This is a genomic window from Citrobacter sp. CK181, assembly GCF_030333595.1.
GTDB lineage: Bacteria > Pseudomonadota > Gammaproteobacteria > Enterobacterales > Enterobacteriaceae > Citrobacter_B > Citrobacter_B koseri.
In genome coordinates, this window is record NZ_JAOWFN010000012.1 from 77,236 (window position 1) to 93,052 (window position 15,817).

A 15,817-nucleotide genomic window follows, 5' to 3' on the forward strand; every position below is an offset into this window, starting at 1 on the left:
TTAACAATGGCAAGTGATTAATATCATGATAAAAAAGGCATATAAATTATCGCTTTTGAGTTCGCTTATTGCAGGGAGTCTGGCAATTCCTGCGGTACAGGCTGACGACATCAAAACAGCGGCAAACCAGAAAGCAGAACAAACAAACGCCAGTAACCCACCTGAGAAACAGGCTGCCCGCGACAAAGAAATAAACAGCGGCGAAACCATGGTCGTGACGGCCAAAGAACAGACGCTCCAGGCCCCCGGCGTCTCTATCATTGACAGCGAGGCCATTAAAAAACGGCCAATACAGCGCGACGTCGCTGAGATCATTCGCACCATGCCGGGCGTCAATCTCACCGGGAACTCTAACAGCGGACAACGCGGGAATAACCGCCAGATTGATATCCGCGGCATGGGGCCGGAGAACACCCTGATTCTGATTGACGGTATGCCTGTCTCCAGCCGCAACTCGGTGCGCTATGGCTGGAGCGATGAGCGCGATACCCGTGGCGACACCAACTGGGTGCCGCCAGAAATGATCGAGCGCATTGAGGTCATCCGTGGCCCGGCCGCCGCGATGTACGGCAGTGGCGCAATGGGCGGGGTCGTCAATATCATCACCAAACCGGCGACGGACGAATGGCACGGCAGTTTAAATACCTATTACAACTTTCCACAGCACAAATCCGAAGGCAGCACCAAACGCTATAACGGCAGTTTAAGCGGCGCGCTGGCGGATAATCTGACCCTGCGAGTTTACGGTAACTGGAATAAAACGCAGGCTGATGCCCAGGATATCAACGAAAACCACACGACCCCGCGTATCGGTTCTTATGCCGGTAGCTACCCCGCTGGCCGTGAAGGTTTTATCAATAAAGACATCAATTCAGCTCTGCGCTGGGAATTTATGCCGATGCAGGCGCTGGAACTGGGGGCCGGCTACAGTCGCCACGGCAACCTGTATGCCGGTGATACGCAAAACACCAACAGCAACGCGCTGGTAAAAAAATATTATGGCAAAGAAACAAACGTTCTCTACCGCCAGACGCTCAGCCTGAAATATACCGGCGCCTGGGACAGCGGCGTCACCACCAATAACTATGTGCAGTTTGAAAAAACGCGTAATACCCGCCTCAATGAAGGCCTCTCTGGCGGCATCTCGGGGATTTTCAGCCCGTCAAATGAAGGGTTTTCGACCATTTCGTTGTATGACACCAACCTGCACTCGGAAGTGAATATCCCGCTTGACCTGTGGGTTAGCCAGACGCTGACCTTTGGCGCAGAATTTAACCACCAGGCGATGAAAGATCCGTCGTCGAATACCGAATCCACCACCGGCGGAGGCTCGGTTCCGGGGATTGCCGATACCGGGCGCAGCAAATACAGCTCAGCGGATATTTACGGCATCTTTGCGGAAGATAACCTTGAACTGACGGACAGCACCCGTCTGACCCCTGCCATTCGCTTCAACCACCAGAGTATTAGCGGCAGTAACTGGAGTCCGTCACTGAACCTCTCCCAGGAACTGGGCGGTGACTTCACGTTAAAACTGGGTATTGCCCGCGCATGGAAAGCACCAAATCTGTATCAGACCAACCCCAATTACCTGTTGTTCAGTAAAGGCCAGGGATGCTACGGCGGCGGCGCCTGCTATCTGCAAGGCAACCGCGATCTAAAAGCAGAAACCAGCGTCAATAAAGAGGTAGGGATTGAATATAATCATGATGAAGTGCAGGCCGGGCTGACCTGGTATCGCAACGACTACCATGACAAGATTGCAGCCGGTGACTCGGTTGCGGGCAAAGCCACCTCCGCAAATATTTATCAATGGGAAAACGTGCCAAAAGCCGTCGTTCAGGGGCTGGAAGGGACGTTCAATTTCCCGCTCGCCGATACGCTGAAGATGAAAAATAACTTCACCTATATCATCGAGAACAAGAATAAGAAGAGTGGAGATTACCTGTCGGTTATTCCCAAATACACCATCAACTCAACGCTGGAGTGGCAGGCCGCTAACGATCTGTCGGTGCAGGGTACGCTGACGTGGTATGGCCGCCAGAAACCGAAAAAATACACTTATCAAGGGAACCCCACTTCGGGCAGCGAAACCCGACAGGTATCGCCTTATGCGCTGGTGGGCATGAGTGCGACTTACGCGGTGACGAAATATGTGGATGTAACCGCAGGGATCGATAACCTGTTCGACAAGCGCCACTTCCGTGAAGGAAATGCCCAGACCACCGGTAACGCCACCACGGGCGCGTATCTGTGGGGAGCTGGTGCGAACACCTATAACGAACCTGGCCGCACCTACTACATGCAGGTGGGGCTACACTTCTGACGACCACCAGACTCGCATCATAGCGTAATGGCTAAGGGCGGCTTCCCGCCGCCCTCTTCACTCACTGCCCGGTTAATCGCAGCGCGCTGCCCCGGGAGTCTCCTCCGCGCTCATATTCAGTAACGCGCTCTGAAAAGAGGCGGTGAACATCGGCCCGTGCGTCAATCCCGGGTAATTCCACCAGGCAACCGCAAGCCCGTCTTTTTGCAGGGCGGAAACGGCGTCGCGGGTTTTATTCAGGATATCGGAAACCGGAGTCTGCGCATTTTTCCCCGGTGAAGCGGAACCTTCCATGAAAAATAAACGCTTATGGCAATTTTTCGCGGCATCCATTGTGGTTAACCGGGTTAACAACGAGGAATTGTCTCTTCCCAGCGATGGGCTGGCGCTGTAGTAAAACCGAAAAAATGACGACGACAGCCACGAATCAAGGACGAATAAGCCGCCGTAGGAGTGTCCCCATACGCCGCGTCGTTCAGGATCGATGTTGATCCCTTGTTCCGTTTGCGGCGCGATACGCGTCTCCAGCAGTCGACGGAAGTCCCCACTGCCGCCACCCGGTCGACGGTAGCGCCCCTCCGCCCCGCTTTTCACTTCCAGCGCGGGCGTATAATCATAGGCTCTGCCGTTCAGATCAAAGGGTAAGTGGGTCTGGTAGCCGATGGCGACAATAACGGGGGGCGTTTTTTCCGCCAGTTGTTTCAGCAAGTCCTCCGTCAGGCGGTCCATCACCGCGTTGCCATCCAGCATATACAGAACCGGATAACCCGACGCTGGCGGCGTTTTATCAGGAATGCCGGTCCAGACCTTGTAATGCCTTTTTCCGTCGGCGGAGTCGAAATTTTCAACCCTGAAATGGTAAAACGCGGAACCCCGATCGGCGATATTCGGTCCCAGCGGCTCCATATCCGGCCTGGCGTACCCTTTCGCGCCATACAGCAAAGTAATGCAAGAGATTGCTAAAAACGGCGCCATGCGACGACACCCGTTTCGATACTCACGGCCATACATCTCTTCGTTATTCCTTTTTTTACAGGTGAAATTCAGATTTTTACAACATTACATACAGTTACCCGAAAGGCTCTGCGGGTCAAGTAAACCGTTACGGCCTTCATTCACATTTAAAATTCTGGTGAATGTACTTTAATCACTTATTTCGCAAAACAATATAAGTTTGTGCAAAGTCTCACAGTAACCTATTTTTATGCGCGTTATAGTGGCGACAACAGCAAATAAACAAGGCCTCTATTCGTTATGAAAAACATCTTTACACTGACATTCCTCGCGCTAAGCTGCCTTTCCACGCACGCTATAGCCAGTGAAAAACTTGCCGGTAATGAAATTCTCGCCGTTCAGAAAGGCGGTGTCCCGGATAAGATTTATGAAAATAACAAGCCTCATTTAAGAATTGCGACCTATAACATCGGCAAAAATGAAGCGTCCGAAAATGTAGCTGATTTTACGTCGCTTAACGCCGCTATCAAAAAAATTGCAGCCGATATCATTGCGGTACCAGAGGTTGATAATAAAACCGCAAGAAGCCAAAAGATTGATCAATTGAAAACGATCGCCGATGCAAATAACTATCACTATGCCTTTGGTAAGGCGCTGGATTTTGACGGTGGTGAATACGGACTCGGCATTTTATCGAAATACAAAATTCAGCATACTCAGGTTATCAATTTACCCTCAGGCGATGCAGAACAACGGGTAGCATTACTGGCGCAAATTGAGGTTCCGGGTTTCGATACGCCGGTACTGGTCATGGTTACCCACCTTGACTGGCAAAAAGATCCCACCATGCGAATTGAGCAAGTCCGCCATCTGCTGGATGTCAGTATTGGCGATGCGTCATCCGATTTTAAAGATATCGCCTCTTCAATAAAAATTCTGGCTGGCGATTTCAACTCTACCCGTGACGAACAGCCGTTAAAAGAAATTGGCTATTTCTTTAATCCGGTTGAGAAACAGGGGACGGATTATCGTACATGGCCTGCGGTTAACCCGGCGATTGATATTGACCACATCTTCACTTTCAAGGGGCAAAAATGGGATGTGAAGAAAATAGAAATTCCGCATAACTCCCCTGCTTTCACCTGGTCGTCGGCAAGCGATCATCTCCCCTTTATCGCGGATATGGAACTCACCGAGCAGTAACCTATTGGCAGGGATGGCGGGATTTCCACTTTCCCTGCTGGCAACCGCACCGATCGCCAATAGCGCAAGGTGCATCAATCACAGATTTTGCCCTATACTGGAAAGCTGGCAAACACTGAACTAAACAGGTGATTGATGGATATTGATCTCGACAATCTGGTCTTTGACGGGCTGGAGGAAGCGCAAGAGCGTAACGCTGAACGTGTGGAAGACGCAGATAAAAAAGCCCAGGCGGTTATTGCGGATGATGACTGCGGCGATGCCTGCAAAATATAACGACAGAACCGGCGTAATGCCGGTTTTTTTATTCAGGATTAAGCCGCAGAAAGCGCGCAGATTTCGTTCCAGTATGCCTCGCGCGTTTGTCGATGTTCAGCGTTCTGTTTTATCACGGAACCACTCCGGATCAATGTTGGCGATATCCACGCCATACAGGCTGGCGACAGGAAGAACAGACTCAACAATACGCTGAAGATGAGGCTCCGCATCGTACTGTCGGGTCTGTGGACGTGCCTTCACCACAGTATGCCAAAGACGTTTAAACCCATTCATCTTCTCCGCCCCTCTGTCTGTATGCTGGATGCGTTTTATTGCAGCGCATTCGCGTGAAAAAATGAAATACGAAATCCTGCCATCCTTGTGCATTTATTGCATTAGACCATCCCATCTTAATTCACCGACCATTAACATCTGTTTTACTAATATCTTTTTGTATATAGATAAGAATCTTTTCTTATTTGGTGACGACGGCGAGTTGTGGGAGCGTAAAAAGACAAACCCAATCATGTCGCGAATGTAGCGGCCTTTTTGACCGCGACATGAATTATTTAGCGTCTCTACAGGGATATCAAAGAAGATGATGGCAACGACAATTCACAGCACTAAAAAAACATTACTGGCATTAAGTGCGCTATTCGCATCCGGTATTGCCGCGTTACCCGCCCAGGCCGATCAACTGGCGGATATTAAAGCCGCCGGCGTAGTGAAAGTGGCCACGTTCGATGCGAACCCGCCGTTTGGCTCCGTCGATCCGCAAACGCATAAAATCGTTGGCTACGACGTTGATTTTGCCGAAGCGCTGGCCAAATCGTTGGGAGTCAAACTGGAACTGGTCGCCACCAACCCAGCCAACCGTATCCCGTTACTGCAATCGGGTAAGGCCGATCTGATCGTCGCGGATATTACCATCACCCCGGAGCGCGCCCAGGTTATCGACTTTTCCGTTCCCTATTTTGTCACCGGGCAACAATTCCTGGTTCCGGCGACCTCCCCCGACAAGCTGGATGAGTACAGCCGCGCGCGAATTGGCGCGGTGAAAGGAACAACGGGGGAACAGGCGCTGCACCAGCGTTTCCCGCAATCCCGCGTGCTGGCCTATGATGATATCCCGCTGGCGCTGACCGCGCTGCGTAATGGCAACGTTCAGGCGATCACCCAGGACAGCACCATTCTGGCGGGCCTGTTAAGCGGGGCGCCGGACAAAGCCAACTTTAAAATCCTACCCGATCTGCTGAGCAAAGAGGAAATCGGCGTCGGGGTGAAAAAAGGCGAACCCGCGTTGTTAAAGGCGGTGAACGATGAACTGCTGAAGCTCGAGTCCACCGGACAGGCGGCTAAAATCTATGACGTCTGGTTCGGCCCCGAAACCAAAAATCCACAGCCGCGCGCCTTTAAAATAGAAGCGAAGTAATATGCTCTCAGGTTTGTTTACCCGCTCCGCAGCTTCGGCTGCGGATTTTACGCATTTGCGTCAGGCGCGCGTTGAACTGCGCGATGTGATCAAACAGTACGACGGGCACCGGGTATTAAACGGTGTCAATCTGACGGTGGAACCCGGAGAAGTCGTTACCATCCTTGGGCCATCCGGTTCGGGAAAATCCACGCTTATTCGACTCATCAACCAGCTTGAGTCATTAAGCGGCGGCGATATTTTTATCGACGATAAGCCCATTGGTCAGCTCAAGGGCGCAGCGCTGCGCCAGTTACGCAGCCGCATTGGATTCGTATTCCAGCAATTCAACCTTTACGCCCATCTGACGGCGCAGCAGAACATTACGCTGGCGCTGGAGTATGTGCATGGCTGGAATAAAGAGGCCGCCCGGCAGCGAGCCCGCGAGTTGCTGGACCAGGTGGGTCTGGCTGAAAAAGCCGACGCATTTGCCGCCCAGCTCTCTGGTGGACAGCAGCAGCGCGTCGCCATTGCCCGCGCGCTGGCCTCCTCCCCGCAAATTATCCTTTTTGATGAACCAACATCCGCGCTGGACCCGGAAATGATCGGCGAAGTCTTACAGGTCATGAAAAATCTTGCCCACAGCGGGATCACCATGATCGTCGTTACGCACGAGATGCACTTCGCGCGCGAAATTGCCGACCGTGTCGTGTTTATCGACGGCGGCGATATTCTGGAAGTCGCCTCGCCTGAAGCATTTTTTACCCGTCCGCAGCACCCCAGAACCCAGCGCTTCCTGAAGAAAGTGCTCGATCCGTTACACCAGGAGTCATCGTTATAATGCTTACTCTGGACTGGCAGGGGGTGCTGAGCGGGCAACCTCTGCAATGGGTCATCTCGGGTTTTTTGACCACGCTCTGGGTCACGCTGGCAGGCGTTTTGCTGTCGACACTGCTGGCGATTATCCTGCTCGCGCTACGTCTCTCCGGCAACGCATTCGGTCGCCGTCTGGTCGCCGCCTGGGTCTCGCTGTTTCGCAATACTCCTCTGCTTGTGCAGTTGATGTTCTGGTACTTCGCAGCGTGGAATTTTCTGCCCCGTGGCGTGATTGATTTCGTTAATACCGATCATTTTTGGTCGATCCTGCCTGGCGATGTCTGGTGGCTGACGCCAGAATTTCTCTGCTCCGCATGGGGGCTGGGGGTATTCACATCGGCCTTTCTGGTTGAGGAGATCGCCTCGGGGTTGCAGGCGGTATCCGCCGGGCAGCGAGAGGCCGCGGTATCGCAAGGTTTTTCCGCGTGGACGACCCTCCGCCATATTCTGCTCCCCCAGGGGCTGGCAAACGCCTGGCAACCCATCGTGGGGCAATACCTTAATCTGATGAAACTCTCATCGCTTGCCAGCGGTATCGGCTTTGCCGAACTGACCTATCAGGTGCGACAAATTGAAAGCTATAACGCCCATGCTCTGGAAGCCTTTGCCGTCGGCACCGCGCTCTATTTGCTGACCGGCATTGTATTGGGTCTGCTACTGGCGCGGCTAAACCCCGCCCCGGCCAAAAGAGTGAAGCCCAAAACGCGTATTTTCAGCCTCAGGAGTCCACACCATGATCGCTAATATTTCGGTCATTACCGACAATCTGGATTACCTGCTGTGGGGACGCGCTGCTGATGGTCAACCCGGCGGCGTGCTCCTCACATTGTTGATGGCGCTGGGTGCTGGCGTGCTGGCGCTTCCCGGCGGGGTGGTTCTCGCCTGTCTTGCCTGGCGATTTCCGGGCGTTATCCGTAATGGGCTGTTTCTCTGGGCAGAATTTATTCGCGGCATTCCGCTGATCTTCGTGATCTTCTGGATGTGGTATTTGCTGCCAATGCTTACCGGAAGCGATCTTCCCGGCGCCGTTACCGTCACGCTGGCGCTGGCCTGGTTTACTGCGGCATCGGTGATGCACTCCGTTTATGCCGGCATAAACGCGCTTCCTGCCGGGCAGTACGACGCCTCGGTAGTGCAGGGATTTCGCCCGTTTCAGGCATTATGGCTCATTCTGCTTCCCCAGGTGCTACGCAATGTAATGCCGTCATTGACCGGCATTTTTATCGGCCTGCTGAAAGACACGTCGCTGGCGTTTATCGTCAATGTTCCTGAACTAACTACCGTCGCCGGTCAGGTGAATAACCGGGTACAGATTTACCCGGCGGCCATTTTTATCTTTACCGGACTGGTCTATTACCTGCTCTGTTTTGGCCTGGAGAGATTCACCCGTCGACGATTCGCTATCCGATAAACGGCTCAACACTCAACAAACTGATGTTGTTCGTTGAGGCGATATTTTACCCCGGCGCGTATGTTGTTCTCGCCTTCAATGGCAACGGCGAAACGGGTACGTTCGCCATCGTGATACGCCAGCGCGGCACAGCCGCCGGGCCCCAGTATCAGGGAGTCAACGTGCCCGGTGCTGGCGATGACCGCATTGTCACCGCTGGTAACGAGATGAACATTCTCTCCGCTGTTGGCAATTCTGGCATTGGCGCCAAAGCTGACAACCTGCGCCAGATCGCCATTGCTGGCAATATTGCTCCTGTCACCCAGCGTGCTGATGCGTACCCGCATTCCCGCACTGGCAATACGACTCCCGTCACCGGCGCAGCTTACGCGGGTTGAGTTCCCTGCCACCGCCACCCGCGCGCGATCGCCGGAACAGCCTATATGCGTGTTGTAGCCTGCGCTGCCAATGCGCGCGCAGTACCCCGCGCTGGCAATCTGCGAAGCGTACCCCACGCTGGCAATTTTGACGTTATCGCCCGCACATCCCAGATGAACGTTATCGTCCGCGCAGGCAATGTGTTCGCTATTACCGTGGTGCGACTGCGCACTCACCAGGCTGTCCATCGCGCTGATATCCTGACGCGCAAAGCTCTCCTCATCCAGCCAGCGTGACCAGGCATATTCCACCAGACTATTTGCCCAGTCGAGATAGCCTTCACCGCTCAGCGCCCGATGCACGTCGGCGTAGCTGCCGCCATTCGGAAAGCGACGGACAAACCAACGATACATGACGGGCCCGACTCGCCAGGTACGTAAATCCTCTCGCGTAATGATCATCCGTTAGTGCCGATGATAGCCATCAACCATGCAGCGGAAGGTCTCACCGGGCGTACGACCTGTCGTGCAAAGGTAAAGATGACCGAAGATAAAAAAGAGGCTAACGATCGCCAGCGCGAAATGCGCCTGCAACAGCCAGTAACGCACGCCGGGGAACAGATCGCCCGCCGCCTGCGGATAAAGCGACAGTAGTCCGGTTATCAGCAACAGCGGCACCAGGCCGTACATCACCCCGAGATAAGCGACCTGCTGTAACGGGTTGAATTTAGACTGTGTGGTGGCGGGAAACGGATGTTCCTCACCCTGCATAATGCCGAACAGATAGAAGCGGGTCTGCTTCATCGCTCGGCCAATCCAGCCCTCGCGGCGAATAATATAATGGTGTCCGTTGCCGCCCAGCATGTTGATCAAAACAAAACCCAGCCAACACGCCAGCAGCAGAAAACCACAGATCTCATGCACCGTCAGCAGGCTCTTCATCACCGACGCGCCAACCAGCGAGAAATGATTGATCAGCCCGCTGCCGAGCAGGAGCACAAACAGTAGCGCGTTCGACCAGTGCCACAATCTCACCGCTTTTGAGTACAGGTAAACCTTTTCACCGTGACCGGCCGCGGCTTTGTTGGCGGCGCGAAACCGAAGCATGGCATGCAGCCCCAACACCAGCCACATCGCTGCCAGCATCAGTCCGGCGATGACTAACCAGACAGGCCAGTATTCGGGAGAAAACACGGGGACATAGTTCGCCAGTTGGGCATGGAACTGTTCAGCATTCTGCGACGCGTTCATACATTTTCCTTTTTAATCAAATGTTGACCGAACCGGCGATACAGATGCGGTTTTCCGGCGCCTGCGAGTTGGTGTTGATAGAATTTGTTCTCCTTCAGCCAGGTCTGAATTTCCGGGCTGTCTTCACGACCAAAAATCAATGCGTGCTCCGGGCAAGCATTCACGCAAATCGGCGGGAACCCCTTTGCCAGGCGAGATTCGGCGCAAAAGTCGCATTTATCCGCCACTTTGGTTTGTGGATTGAGATAACGCACCTGATACGGACAAGCACCTATACAGTAGCTACAGCCGATACAGCGCGATTCGTCTACCCGCACAATACCGCGCTCATCACGCCAGGAGGCGCCGGTCGGGCAAACATCAATACAGGGCGCATCTTCACAGTGCTGGCAGGACTGGCGGAAATAGTGATAAACGGTTTCGTTTTCATTATCCGAAACAGGAATATGCGCGATGGATAAACGACTGCCCTGAGCCGGAACATGGTTGGTCTTGCGACACGCCCGGGCGCAGAGATTGCAGCCGTTACACCGGGATTCGTCATGAATCATGGCATAACGCACCGCTTTGCTATTCTTCGTGTTCGCTAACAAATTTTGGCCGGGCCCGCTGAAAAAAATCACCGTCCCCATACCAAGCACAAATTTTCGTCGAGTGAAGGACATCTGGTTATCCTCTAATCCGGTGGCAGCGATCGCCCACGCTTTCCATGACATCACCCTGAACAATCAGGGATTCTGAAACTGCTCAACCTCAAGCCATTCGCATAAGCCATATGCCTTGCCGTAGCTCATAAAACGTTCGCTAAACAGATACGGCACGTCGTTGGACGACGCCACACGGCGAATATCCGCGTAATCCGGGTGCGTGTCGATCGCGGCAAGAGCTGTCTCTATTTGCTGCGGCGCAAAGCGGTATGGCGGTTGTTCCAGCATGGCGACCTTGTAGGGTCGCGGATAGGTCTGGCAATCAAAACGCACCGCCTGTGCGATAGCCCGGCAAATATCGTTCTCCACCACCTGCACGCACATGTCGGCATAGTTAGCGGTCATGGTTTGCGTCGAGTAGTAATAATCATCCTGAGCACCCTGCACGCAGGCGATATCCGCCCCTGTCTCGCTCTGAAGCAGCGTCTCCAGCAGCGGCGTTAACGCCTCTTCCTCCACTGAATACGGCGGTTGCAGGAAAAGCACGCGAGCCACCAGCTGGCCTGAAGCAGAATGCTGGCGGATGAACTCCGCCATGATCTCTGCCGGACTCGCGGGAGGCGCTGGTTCATCCACTCGCCTTTCATGCTGATGTAAGCCTTGCAGCCACTGCCGCTTTTCAATATCCACCTCAGGCGTGGAGTGTTCGCCCTCTGAATGACTCATCTCACCTTCCTTACGCTGGCAGCAGATTCTGCGCGGCCAGATCGGCGGCGACATCCTCAAGACCGAGGCGATGCAACGTTTCTCGCGTCGGGCATCCCAGTTCAGGGTCCCAGCCCATCTCGGTATAAAAGAGCGTCAGGGATTCACGCATATCGTCGCGATCCATTTTGTCAGTCCCTTCAGTGAACACCGGAATGTTGGGGTCCTTGTCAAAAACCCACGAACAGATGAGATCGTGTTCATTGCGCATGTCTTTGGTCTGCATCAGTTTGACGGTATAGGCGCGATGGAGCGTGAAGATACGTTCTGCGGCTAAATCAAGGCTCGCCTGGGTGGTTTCATCCCCGGTCACCGCCTGGAAAAATTTCGCTTCCAGGTCCAGATCCCCACGATAATTTCGGCTCTTCAACGGCGAAACGGTCATCGGCCAGACCCAGTTGCACAGCGTCACAGCGTTATGCAGGCAAACTTTGAGCAGCGTCCATTTGGCATACTTGATTTTCGCCGCGTTGATCGGCGTGTAATTTTTAGTCTCGTCGTAGGCGTCTTCAGAACCAAACAGTTCCGCCGCGACCTCTCGCTGTAGCTTCAGCGGTAAACCAGAACCAATAAAGTTGATGTGGGTGTGGGTCATGCAGTCACGGTTAAACATGCAGTTGGTAATTGCCCCCACCTGCGCCGACGCTTCGTTAGCATGGTGTACCGGATAGCCAAACGGCGACCACAGTTTGTTTTTATCGTACGCCCAGTATTCCTCACCCAGATTCCAGCGCTCGGCAATGGCGTATGAACCATCCGCAAGATGGCTCAACTCTCCTTTGCGATGCGCCAGGCGATAGTAGAAATCCTTGATAAAGTTGGGATCGCCCGCTTCCAGTTGATCCCAGCGGATCTCCGCATATTCCTCAGCCGGAAGCACGCGCTTGAACACGCCTTTGCTGTAGCAATACGTGAAGTCACGGTGCAACTGCCCGTAGTTACACCAGATACCGTAGTCGTCAAACAGGTTCAGGCCGATCAGATTGCCGATAACGCGGCCATCGTCCTTGTCGTCAAAATCTTTCGGGCCGTGCGGGAAGATCGTGGTATGGACAAAGTTTGCCACGCAGGTATTCCCCCCGGTGCTCGGTACGCCAAAATCCTTTACCCGTGGAATATTGAGCTGCGACATGCAGCGGATCGGACATGAGTGGCAACCGCTCATTTTCACGGTGTATTTTTCAGCCGCCGGACCTAAGTCAAACACGGATTTATAGGTGCGAAAGCCGACCGTATTTTGATTACCCGGCGGGATCTCGCCGGTTTCAACAGGCCCGCCCTCTGCGGCCCCCCAGAACAAGCCTTTACGCGCCGTCCAGCGCGAGGCCGGTGAGGAAAATTCCGCCCATGCCTGCGGGGTGCTCGGCACAACATGATTATTATTGGCGCCAATCAGCTCCGTCATCATGTAGTCATTCAGCCGCTTCATCTCTTTGCGATCGGCAATATTGACCCCTTTGGTGCCCTCAACGGCAATGGCCTTGAGGTTTTTCGACCCCATCACCGCGCCGGTTCCCGCCCCGCCGCTGTGGTTACGGCTGTTGAGCATACAGGAGAGCGGCACCAGGTTTTCACCCGCCTGACCAATGGCCGCCACGCAGGTCTCCGGGCTGGTTATACGGCAAATCTCTTCGGTCGTAGCGCGCGTCCCTTTGCCCCACAGAAAATCTGCTTTTTCGAGGCTGACCTTGTCATCTTTAATATTGATCCACACAGGCGAAGCGGATTTACCCTCAATAATAATCGCGTCGTACCCGGCAAATTTCATTTGTGCCGCAAAGAAGCCGCCCATATGCGCATCGACAACCAAATTACCTTTAGTAAACGTAGAGAGCGAAGTGATATTGACGCGGGAACTACAGGGCGCGCCAGATCCGGTCAGCGGGCCGGTGGCAAATACCAGTTTATTTCCTTCATCGAAAGGTTTCGTGCCAGGCGGAACTTCGTCATACATAATTTTGTAGCCGAACCCCATTCCGCCGACAAATTTTTTATATTTACTGGAATCTTCGAGGGTAATATCGCCTGTTGTAAGATTGACCCGTAATATATTACCTGTCCAACCGTTAGCCATAATGTTTTCCTTTGCAAGATTCAAACAGTAATATCTTTCCACTCGATAACTTTCAGCGCCCCTGTTGGACAGGCGCTGGCGCACTCGCCGCATAAAACACATTTTGACGATTTTTTCGTTTCGCTGTTTACGGTAGCCATCATCCAGGGGCAGGCAGTGGTGCAGGCGCTACAGCCAATACACCGCTTATGATCAACCGCGATGCAGCCATCGTCCTGTTTCCAGGTAATTGCGCCGATTGGGCAGACCTTCATGCACTGCGGGTCCTTACACTGGCGACAGGTATCTGCGGTGTAGTTTAAATCGCCATACAGGCCGCCGCCGGAGCCGACGCCGTTGTCGCCAAAGAAGTAATTACGGTGAATCTTAATGCGGGAGAAGAACGAGCCCACGGCGCCATCGTTGTAATTGGTGCAGGAGATTTCGCAGCGATGGCAGCCTGTGCAGCGGGCGCGTTGGGTCACTAATACCCCTTTGGGCGTGTTTATCAGTCCTACCGTACCGCTATCAACGTCTTCCTGTTTGCAGCCAAAAAGTGACAGCAGCGCGGGAGCGATAGTTAATCCTGCCAGACCCTTTCCTGATATACGCAGAAATTCGAGCCGCGTTAAGCCAAAATCTAATATTGGACGTTCGACCTGGTTCATTTATTTCGCATCCTCTTCGCAAACACAGTGCTGACAACACCCGATGTTTTGCCCTAACCGGATCGCATACGTCATATCATTAAATACAAATAGACTAATCCTAAAGAGTTAGGCACATAAATAATGTGGTTATTCAGTGCTATTAACTTTGATCGTTATCAATTAAAAACCGGAAGTGAAATAATAAAAGCGGAGTGATATTTATTATCATTTAGAGGATATAAAACACGGCAATCTATTAATAATTAATAATGTGACCTCGTTCCCATTATTAATATCAATCGCCTTCGTTATATATTAATATACATATCGATATTAATATAAACGCGATATCTGATTATTTACAAGGTGAAGAATTTAAATACCGGGAATAAGGGATGACGAAGCGAGCGCCATCCCTGAGAGAATTATCCTGCCAGGGCTTTGATAACCGTTTCCATCGCCTGTTTTTCAAGTTCGCTGCGCTGGAGTCGCTGGTTCGCCATGGCGGTTCGTAACACTCCCGCAATCACGATATGCTTCGGCTCTTGCCCCAGGTCGCGCATCTCCAGAACCACTTTGCCAACCACTCTGCACATCTCACGGTACAGTTCGTCGTCTTTTGTCAGGTTTCCCATTATTGTCTCTCATCGCCAGCACAAACAAACAGCATATATCACTCTAACGATGAAGACAAAACTCAGATAAATCAAACAAATAAACAGAGTGACTATTCAACTTAACCGATATCCGTCACCTCACACTCTGTAACTTGCTCACCCGTTCGGCCAGGCTCTTTTATAGGCCGGATAAGCGTCACGCTATCCGGCACTACGTGGTATTAGTTATTGACCGGAATCACCGCGCCTTTGTACTTCGTGCGGATCCAGTCCTGAATCTCTTTTGAGTGCAGAACGTCAACCAGCGCCACGATGTCTTTTTTCTTCTCGTCGCCACGATGTACGGTAATGATGTTGGCGTACGGATTGTTTTCTCCGCTCTCAACGGCGATCGGATCGTTAACCGGGTCCAGACCTGCGTCGATAGCGTAGTTGGCGTTAATCACCACCGCATCGCCTTCATCGTTGTTGTACATCTGTGGTAACAGCGCCGCTTCCACGTTCGGCAGGAACTTCAGTTTTTTCGGGTTATCCACGATGTCGCTGATGCGCGCGCTGACCTTATCCACGTCCGGCTTCAGTTTGATCACGCCCTCTTTTTCAAAGATCGACAGAATACGTCCCTCTTCAGAGACCGCGTCACGCATAATGATCCTGCCGCCTTCCGGCAGATCTTTCAGCGATTTGTATTTTTTAGAGTAGATGCCGATCGGCTCAATATGAATCGCCCCGGCGCTGACGAAATCATAGGTTTTATCACCCGCATGATCTTTCAGCACGCTATTCAGGTACGGGATATGCTGGAAGTAGTTGGCGTCGATTTCACGACCGGCCAGCGCGGTATTCGGCAGAATGTAATCCTGGAAAGGTTTAATCTCCAGATCGATCCCCTGTTTCGCCAGAATCGGTTTCGCCTGCTCAAGGATTTCCGCATGCGGTACGTTAGAGGCGCCAACGGTCAGCGTATCCGCCCAGGAGGCGAAGCTCAGGGCGCTTAAGGTTGCTGCGGCGAGTAATGTCAGTGATTTTTTCATGATAA

The 15,817-nt window shown here is 52.8% G+C and carries 17 protein-coding genes; 7 read left to right on the top strand and 10 right to left on the bottom strand.

Annotated features, from left to right (window positions below):
• The first annotated feature begins 25 nt into the window (after window positions 1-25).
• Complete coding sequence (locus tag OGW17_RS09675; RefSeq protein WP_049010736.1) at window positions 26-2,326, top strand: TonB-dependent siderophore receptor; 2,301 nt, start codon at window positions 26-28, stop codon at window positions 2,324-2,326.
• A 72-nt stretch (window positions 2,327-2,398) separates the two neighbouring features.
• On the opposite strand, the gene OGW17_RS09680 is transcribed toward OGW17_RS09675, so the two are convergent.
• On the bottom strand, window positions 2,399-3,337 hold the full coding sequence (locus OGW17_RS09680) for an alpha/beta hydrolase (RefSeq protein ID WP_071258166.1): 939 nt from the start codon (window positions 3,335-3,337) through the stop codon (window positions 2,399-2,401).
• Between the two features lie 243 nt (window positions 3,338-3,580).
• Between OGW17_RS09680 and OGW17_RS09685 the strand changes: the two genes are divergently transcribed.
• Window positions 3,581-4,483: an endonuclease/exonuclease/phosphatase family protein gene (locus OGW17_RS09685; RefSeq protein WP_071258167.1), complete on the top strand. Its 903-nt coding sequence runs from the start codon at window positions 3,581-3,583 to the stop codon at window positions 4,481-4,483.
• 135 nt (window positions 4,484-4,618) lie between these two features.
• Window positions 4,619-4,759 (top strand): hypothetical protein, encoded by a 141-nt coding sequence (locus OGW17_RS09690; protein WP_096753850.1) that lies wholly within the window; start codon window positions 4,619-4,621, stop codon window positions 4,757-4,759.
• Between the two features lie 96 nt (window positions 4,760-4,855).
• On the opposite strand, the gene OGW17_RS09695 is transcribed toward OGW17_RS09690, so the two are convergent.
• Window positions 4,856-5,035: a hypothetical protein gene (locus OGW17_RS09695; protein ID WP_024130375.1), complete on the bottom strand. Its 180-nt coding sequence runs from the start codon at window positions 5,033-5,035 to the stop codon at window positions 4,856-4,858.
• A 304-nt stretch (window positions 5,036-5,339) separates the two neighbouring features.
• Here OGW17_RS09695 and OGW17_RS09700 point away from each other — a divergent pair, with 304 nt between their 5' ends.
• From OGW17_RS09700 to OGW17_RS09715, 4 genes are read left to right on the top strand one after another with little or no spacing between them, the layout of a single operon-like run.
• Window positions 5,340-6,173: an ABC transporter substrate-binding protein gene (locus OGW17_RS09700; protein ID WP_047457292.1), complete on the top strand. Its 834-nt coding sequence runs from the start codon at window positions 5,340-5,342 to the stop codon at window positions 6,171-6,173.
• Between the two features lies 1 nt (window position 6,174).
• Window positions 6,175-6,993: an amino acid ABC transporter ATP-binding protein gene (locus OGW17_RS09705; RefSeq protein WP_012132561.1), complete on the top strand. Its 819-nt coding sequence runs from the start codon at window positions 6,175-6,177 to the stop codon at window positions 6,991-6,993.
• Complete coding sequence (locus OGW17_RS09710) at window positions 6,993-7,772, top strand: amino acid ABC transporter permease (protein ID WP_071258169.1); 780 nt, start codon at window positions 6,993-6,995, stop codon at window positions 7,770-7,772. The genes OGW17_RS09705 and OGW17_RS09710 overlap by 1 nt, the downstream gene beginning before the upstream one ends.
• The gene (locus OGW17_RS09715; protein ID WP_012132563.1) at window positions 7,762-8,439 is read left to right on the top strand and encodes an amino acid ABC transporter permease; all 678 of its coding nucleotides are present in this window, start codon (window positions 7,762-7,764) and stop codon (window positions 8,437-8,439) included. The genes OGW17_RS09710 and OGW17_RS09715 overlap by 11 nt, the downstream gene beginning before the upstream one ends.
• Window positions 8,440-8,444: 5 nt before the next feature.
• On the opposite strand, the gene ydhT is transcribed toward OGW17_RS09715, so the two are convergent.
• The 8 genes from ydhT to OGW17_RS09755 all read right to left on the bottom strand — a co-directional run bounded on the left by ydhT (window position 8,445) and on the right by OGW17_RS09755 (window position 15,812).
• Complete coding sequence (gene ydhT / locus OGW17_RS09720; RefSeq protein WP_012132564.1) at window positions 8,445-9,257, bottom strand: protein YdhT; 813 nt, start codon at window positions 9,255-9,257, stop codon at window positions 8,445-8,447.
• Between the two features lie 3 nt (window positions 9,258-9,260).
• A complete protein-coding gene (phsC, locus tag OGW17_RS09725) occupies window positions 9,261-10,046 on the bottom strand; it encodes a thiosulfate reductase cytochrome B subunit (RefSeq protein WP_071258170.1) in 786 nt (261 codons plus the stop codon).
• Window positions 10,043-10,711 carry a 4Fe-4S dicluster domain-containing protein gene (locus tag OGW17_RS09730; protein WP_070518460.1) on the bottom strand — a complete coding sequence of 223 codons (669 nt, stop codon included), beginning with the start codon at window positions 10,709-10,711 and terminating at the stop codon, window positions 10,043-10,045. Before OGW17_RS09730 ends, phsC begins: the two co-directional genes overlap by 4 nt.
• 63 nt (window positions 10,712-10,774) lie before the next feature.
• Window positions 10,775-11,419 (bottom strand): YdhW family putative oxidoreductase system protein, encoded by a 645-nt coding sequence (locus OGW17_RS09735; protein ID WP_071258172.1) that lies wholly within the window; start codon window positions 11,417-11,419, stop codon window positions 10,775-10,777.
• A 10-nt stretch (window positions 11,420-11,429) separates the two neighbouring features.
• Window positions 11,430-13,532: an aldehyde ferredoxin oxidoreductase gene (locus tag OGW17_RS09740; RefSeq protein ID WP_071258173.1), complete on the bottom strand. Its 2,103-nt coding sequence runs from the start codon at window positions 13,530-13,532 to the stop codon at window positions 11,430-11,432.
• A 20-nt stretch (window positions 13,533-13,552) separates the two neighbouring features.
• Complete coding sequence (locus OGW17_RS09745) at window positions 13,553-14,179, bottom strand: ferredoxin-like protein (protein WP_012132569.1); 627 nt, start codon at window positions 14,177-14,179, stop codon at window positions 13,553-13,555.
• A gap of 407 nt (window positions 14,180-14,586) precedes the next feature.
• Complete coding sequence (gene fumD, locus OGW17_RS09750) at window positions 14,587-14,796, bottom strand: fumarate hydratase FumD (protein ID WP_012132570.1); 210 nt, start codon at window positions 14,794-14,796, stop codon at window positions 14,587-14,589.
• A gap of 203 nt (window positions 14,797-14,999) precedes the next feature.
• On the bottom strand, window positions 15,000-15,812 hold the full coding sequence (locus OGW17_RS09755; RefSeq protein ID WP_012132572.1) for a MetQ/NlpA family ABC transporter substrate-binding protein: 813 nt from the start codon (window positions 15,810-15,812) through the stop codon (window positions 15,000-15,002).
• Window positions 15,813-15,817 lie beyond the last annotated feature (5 nt).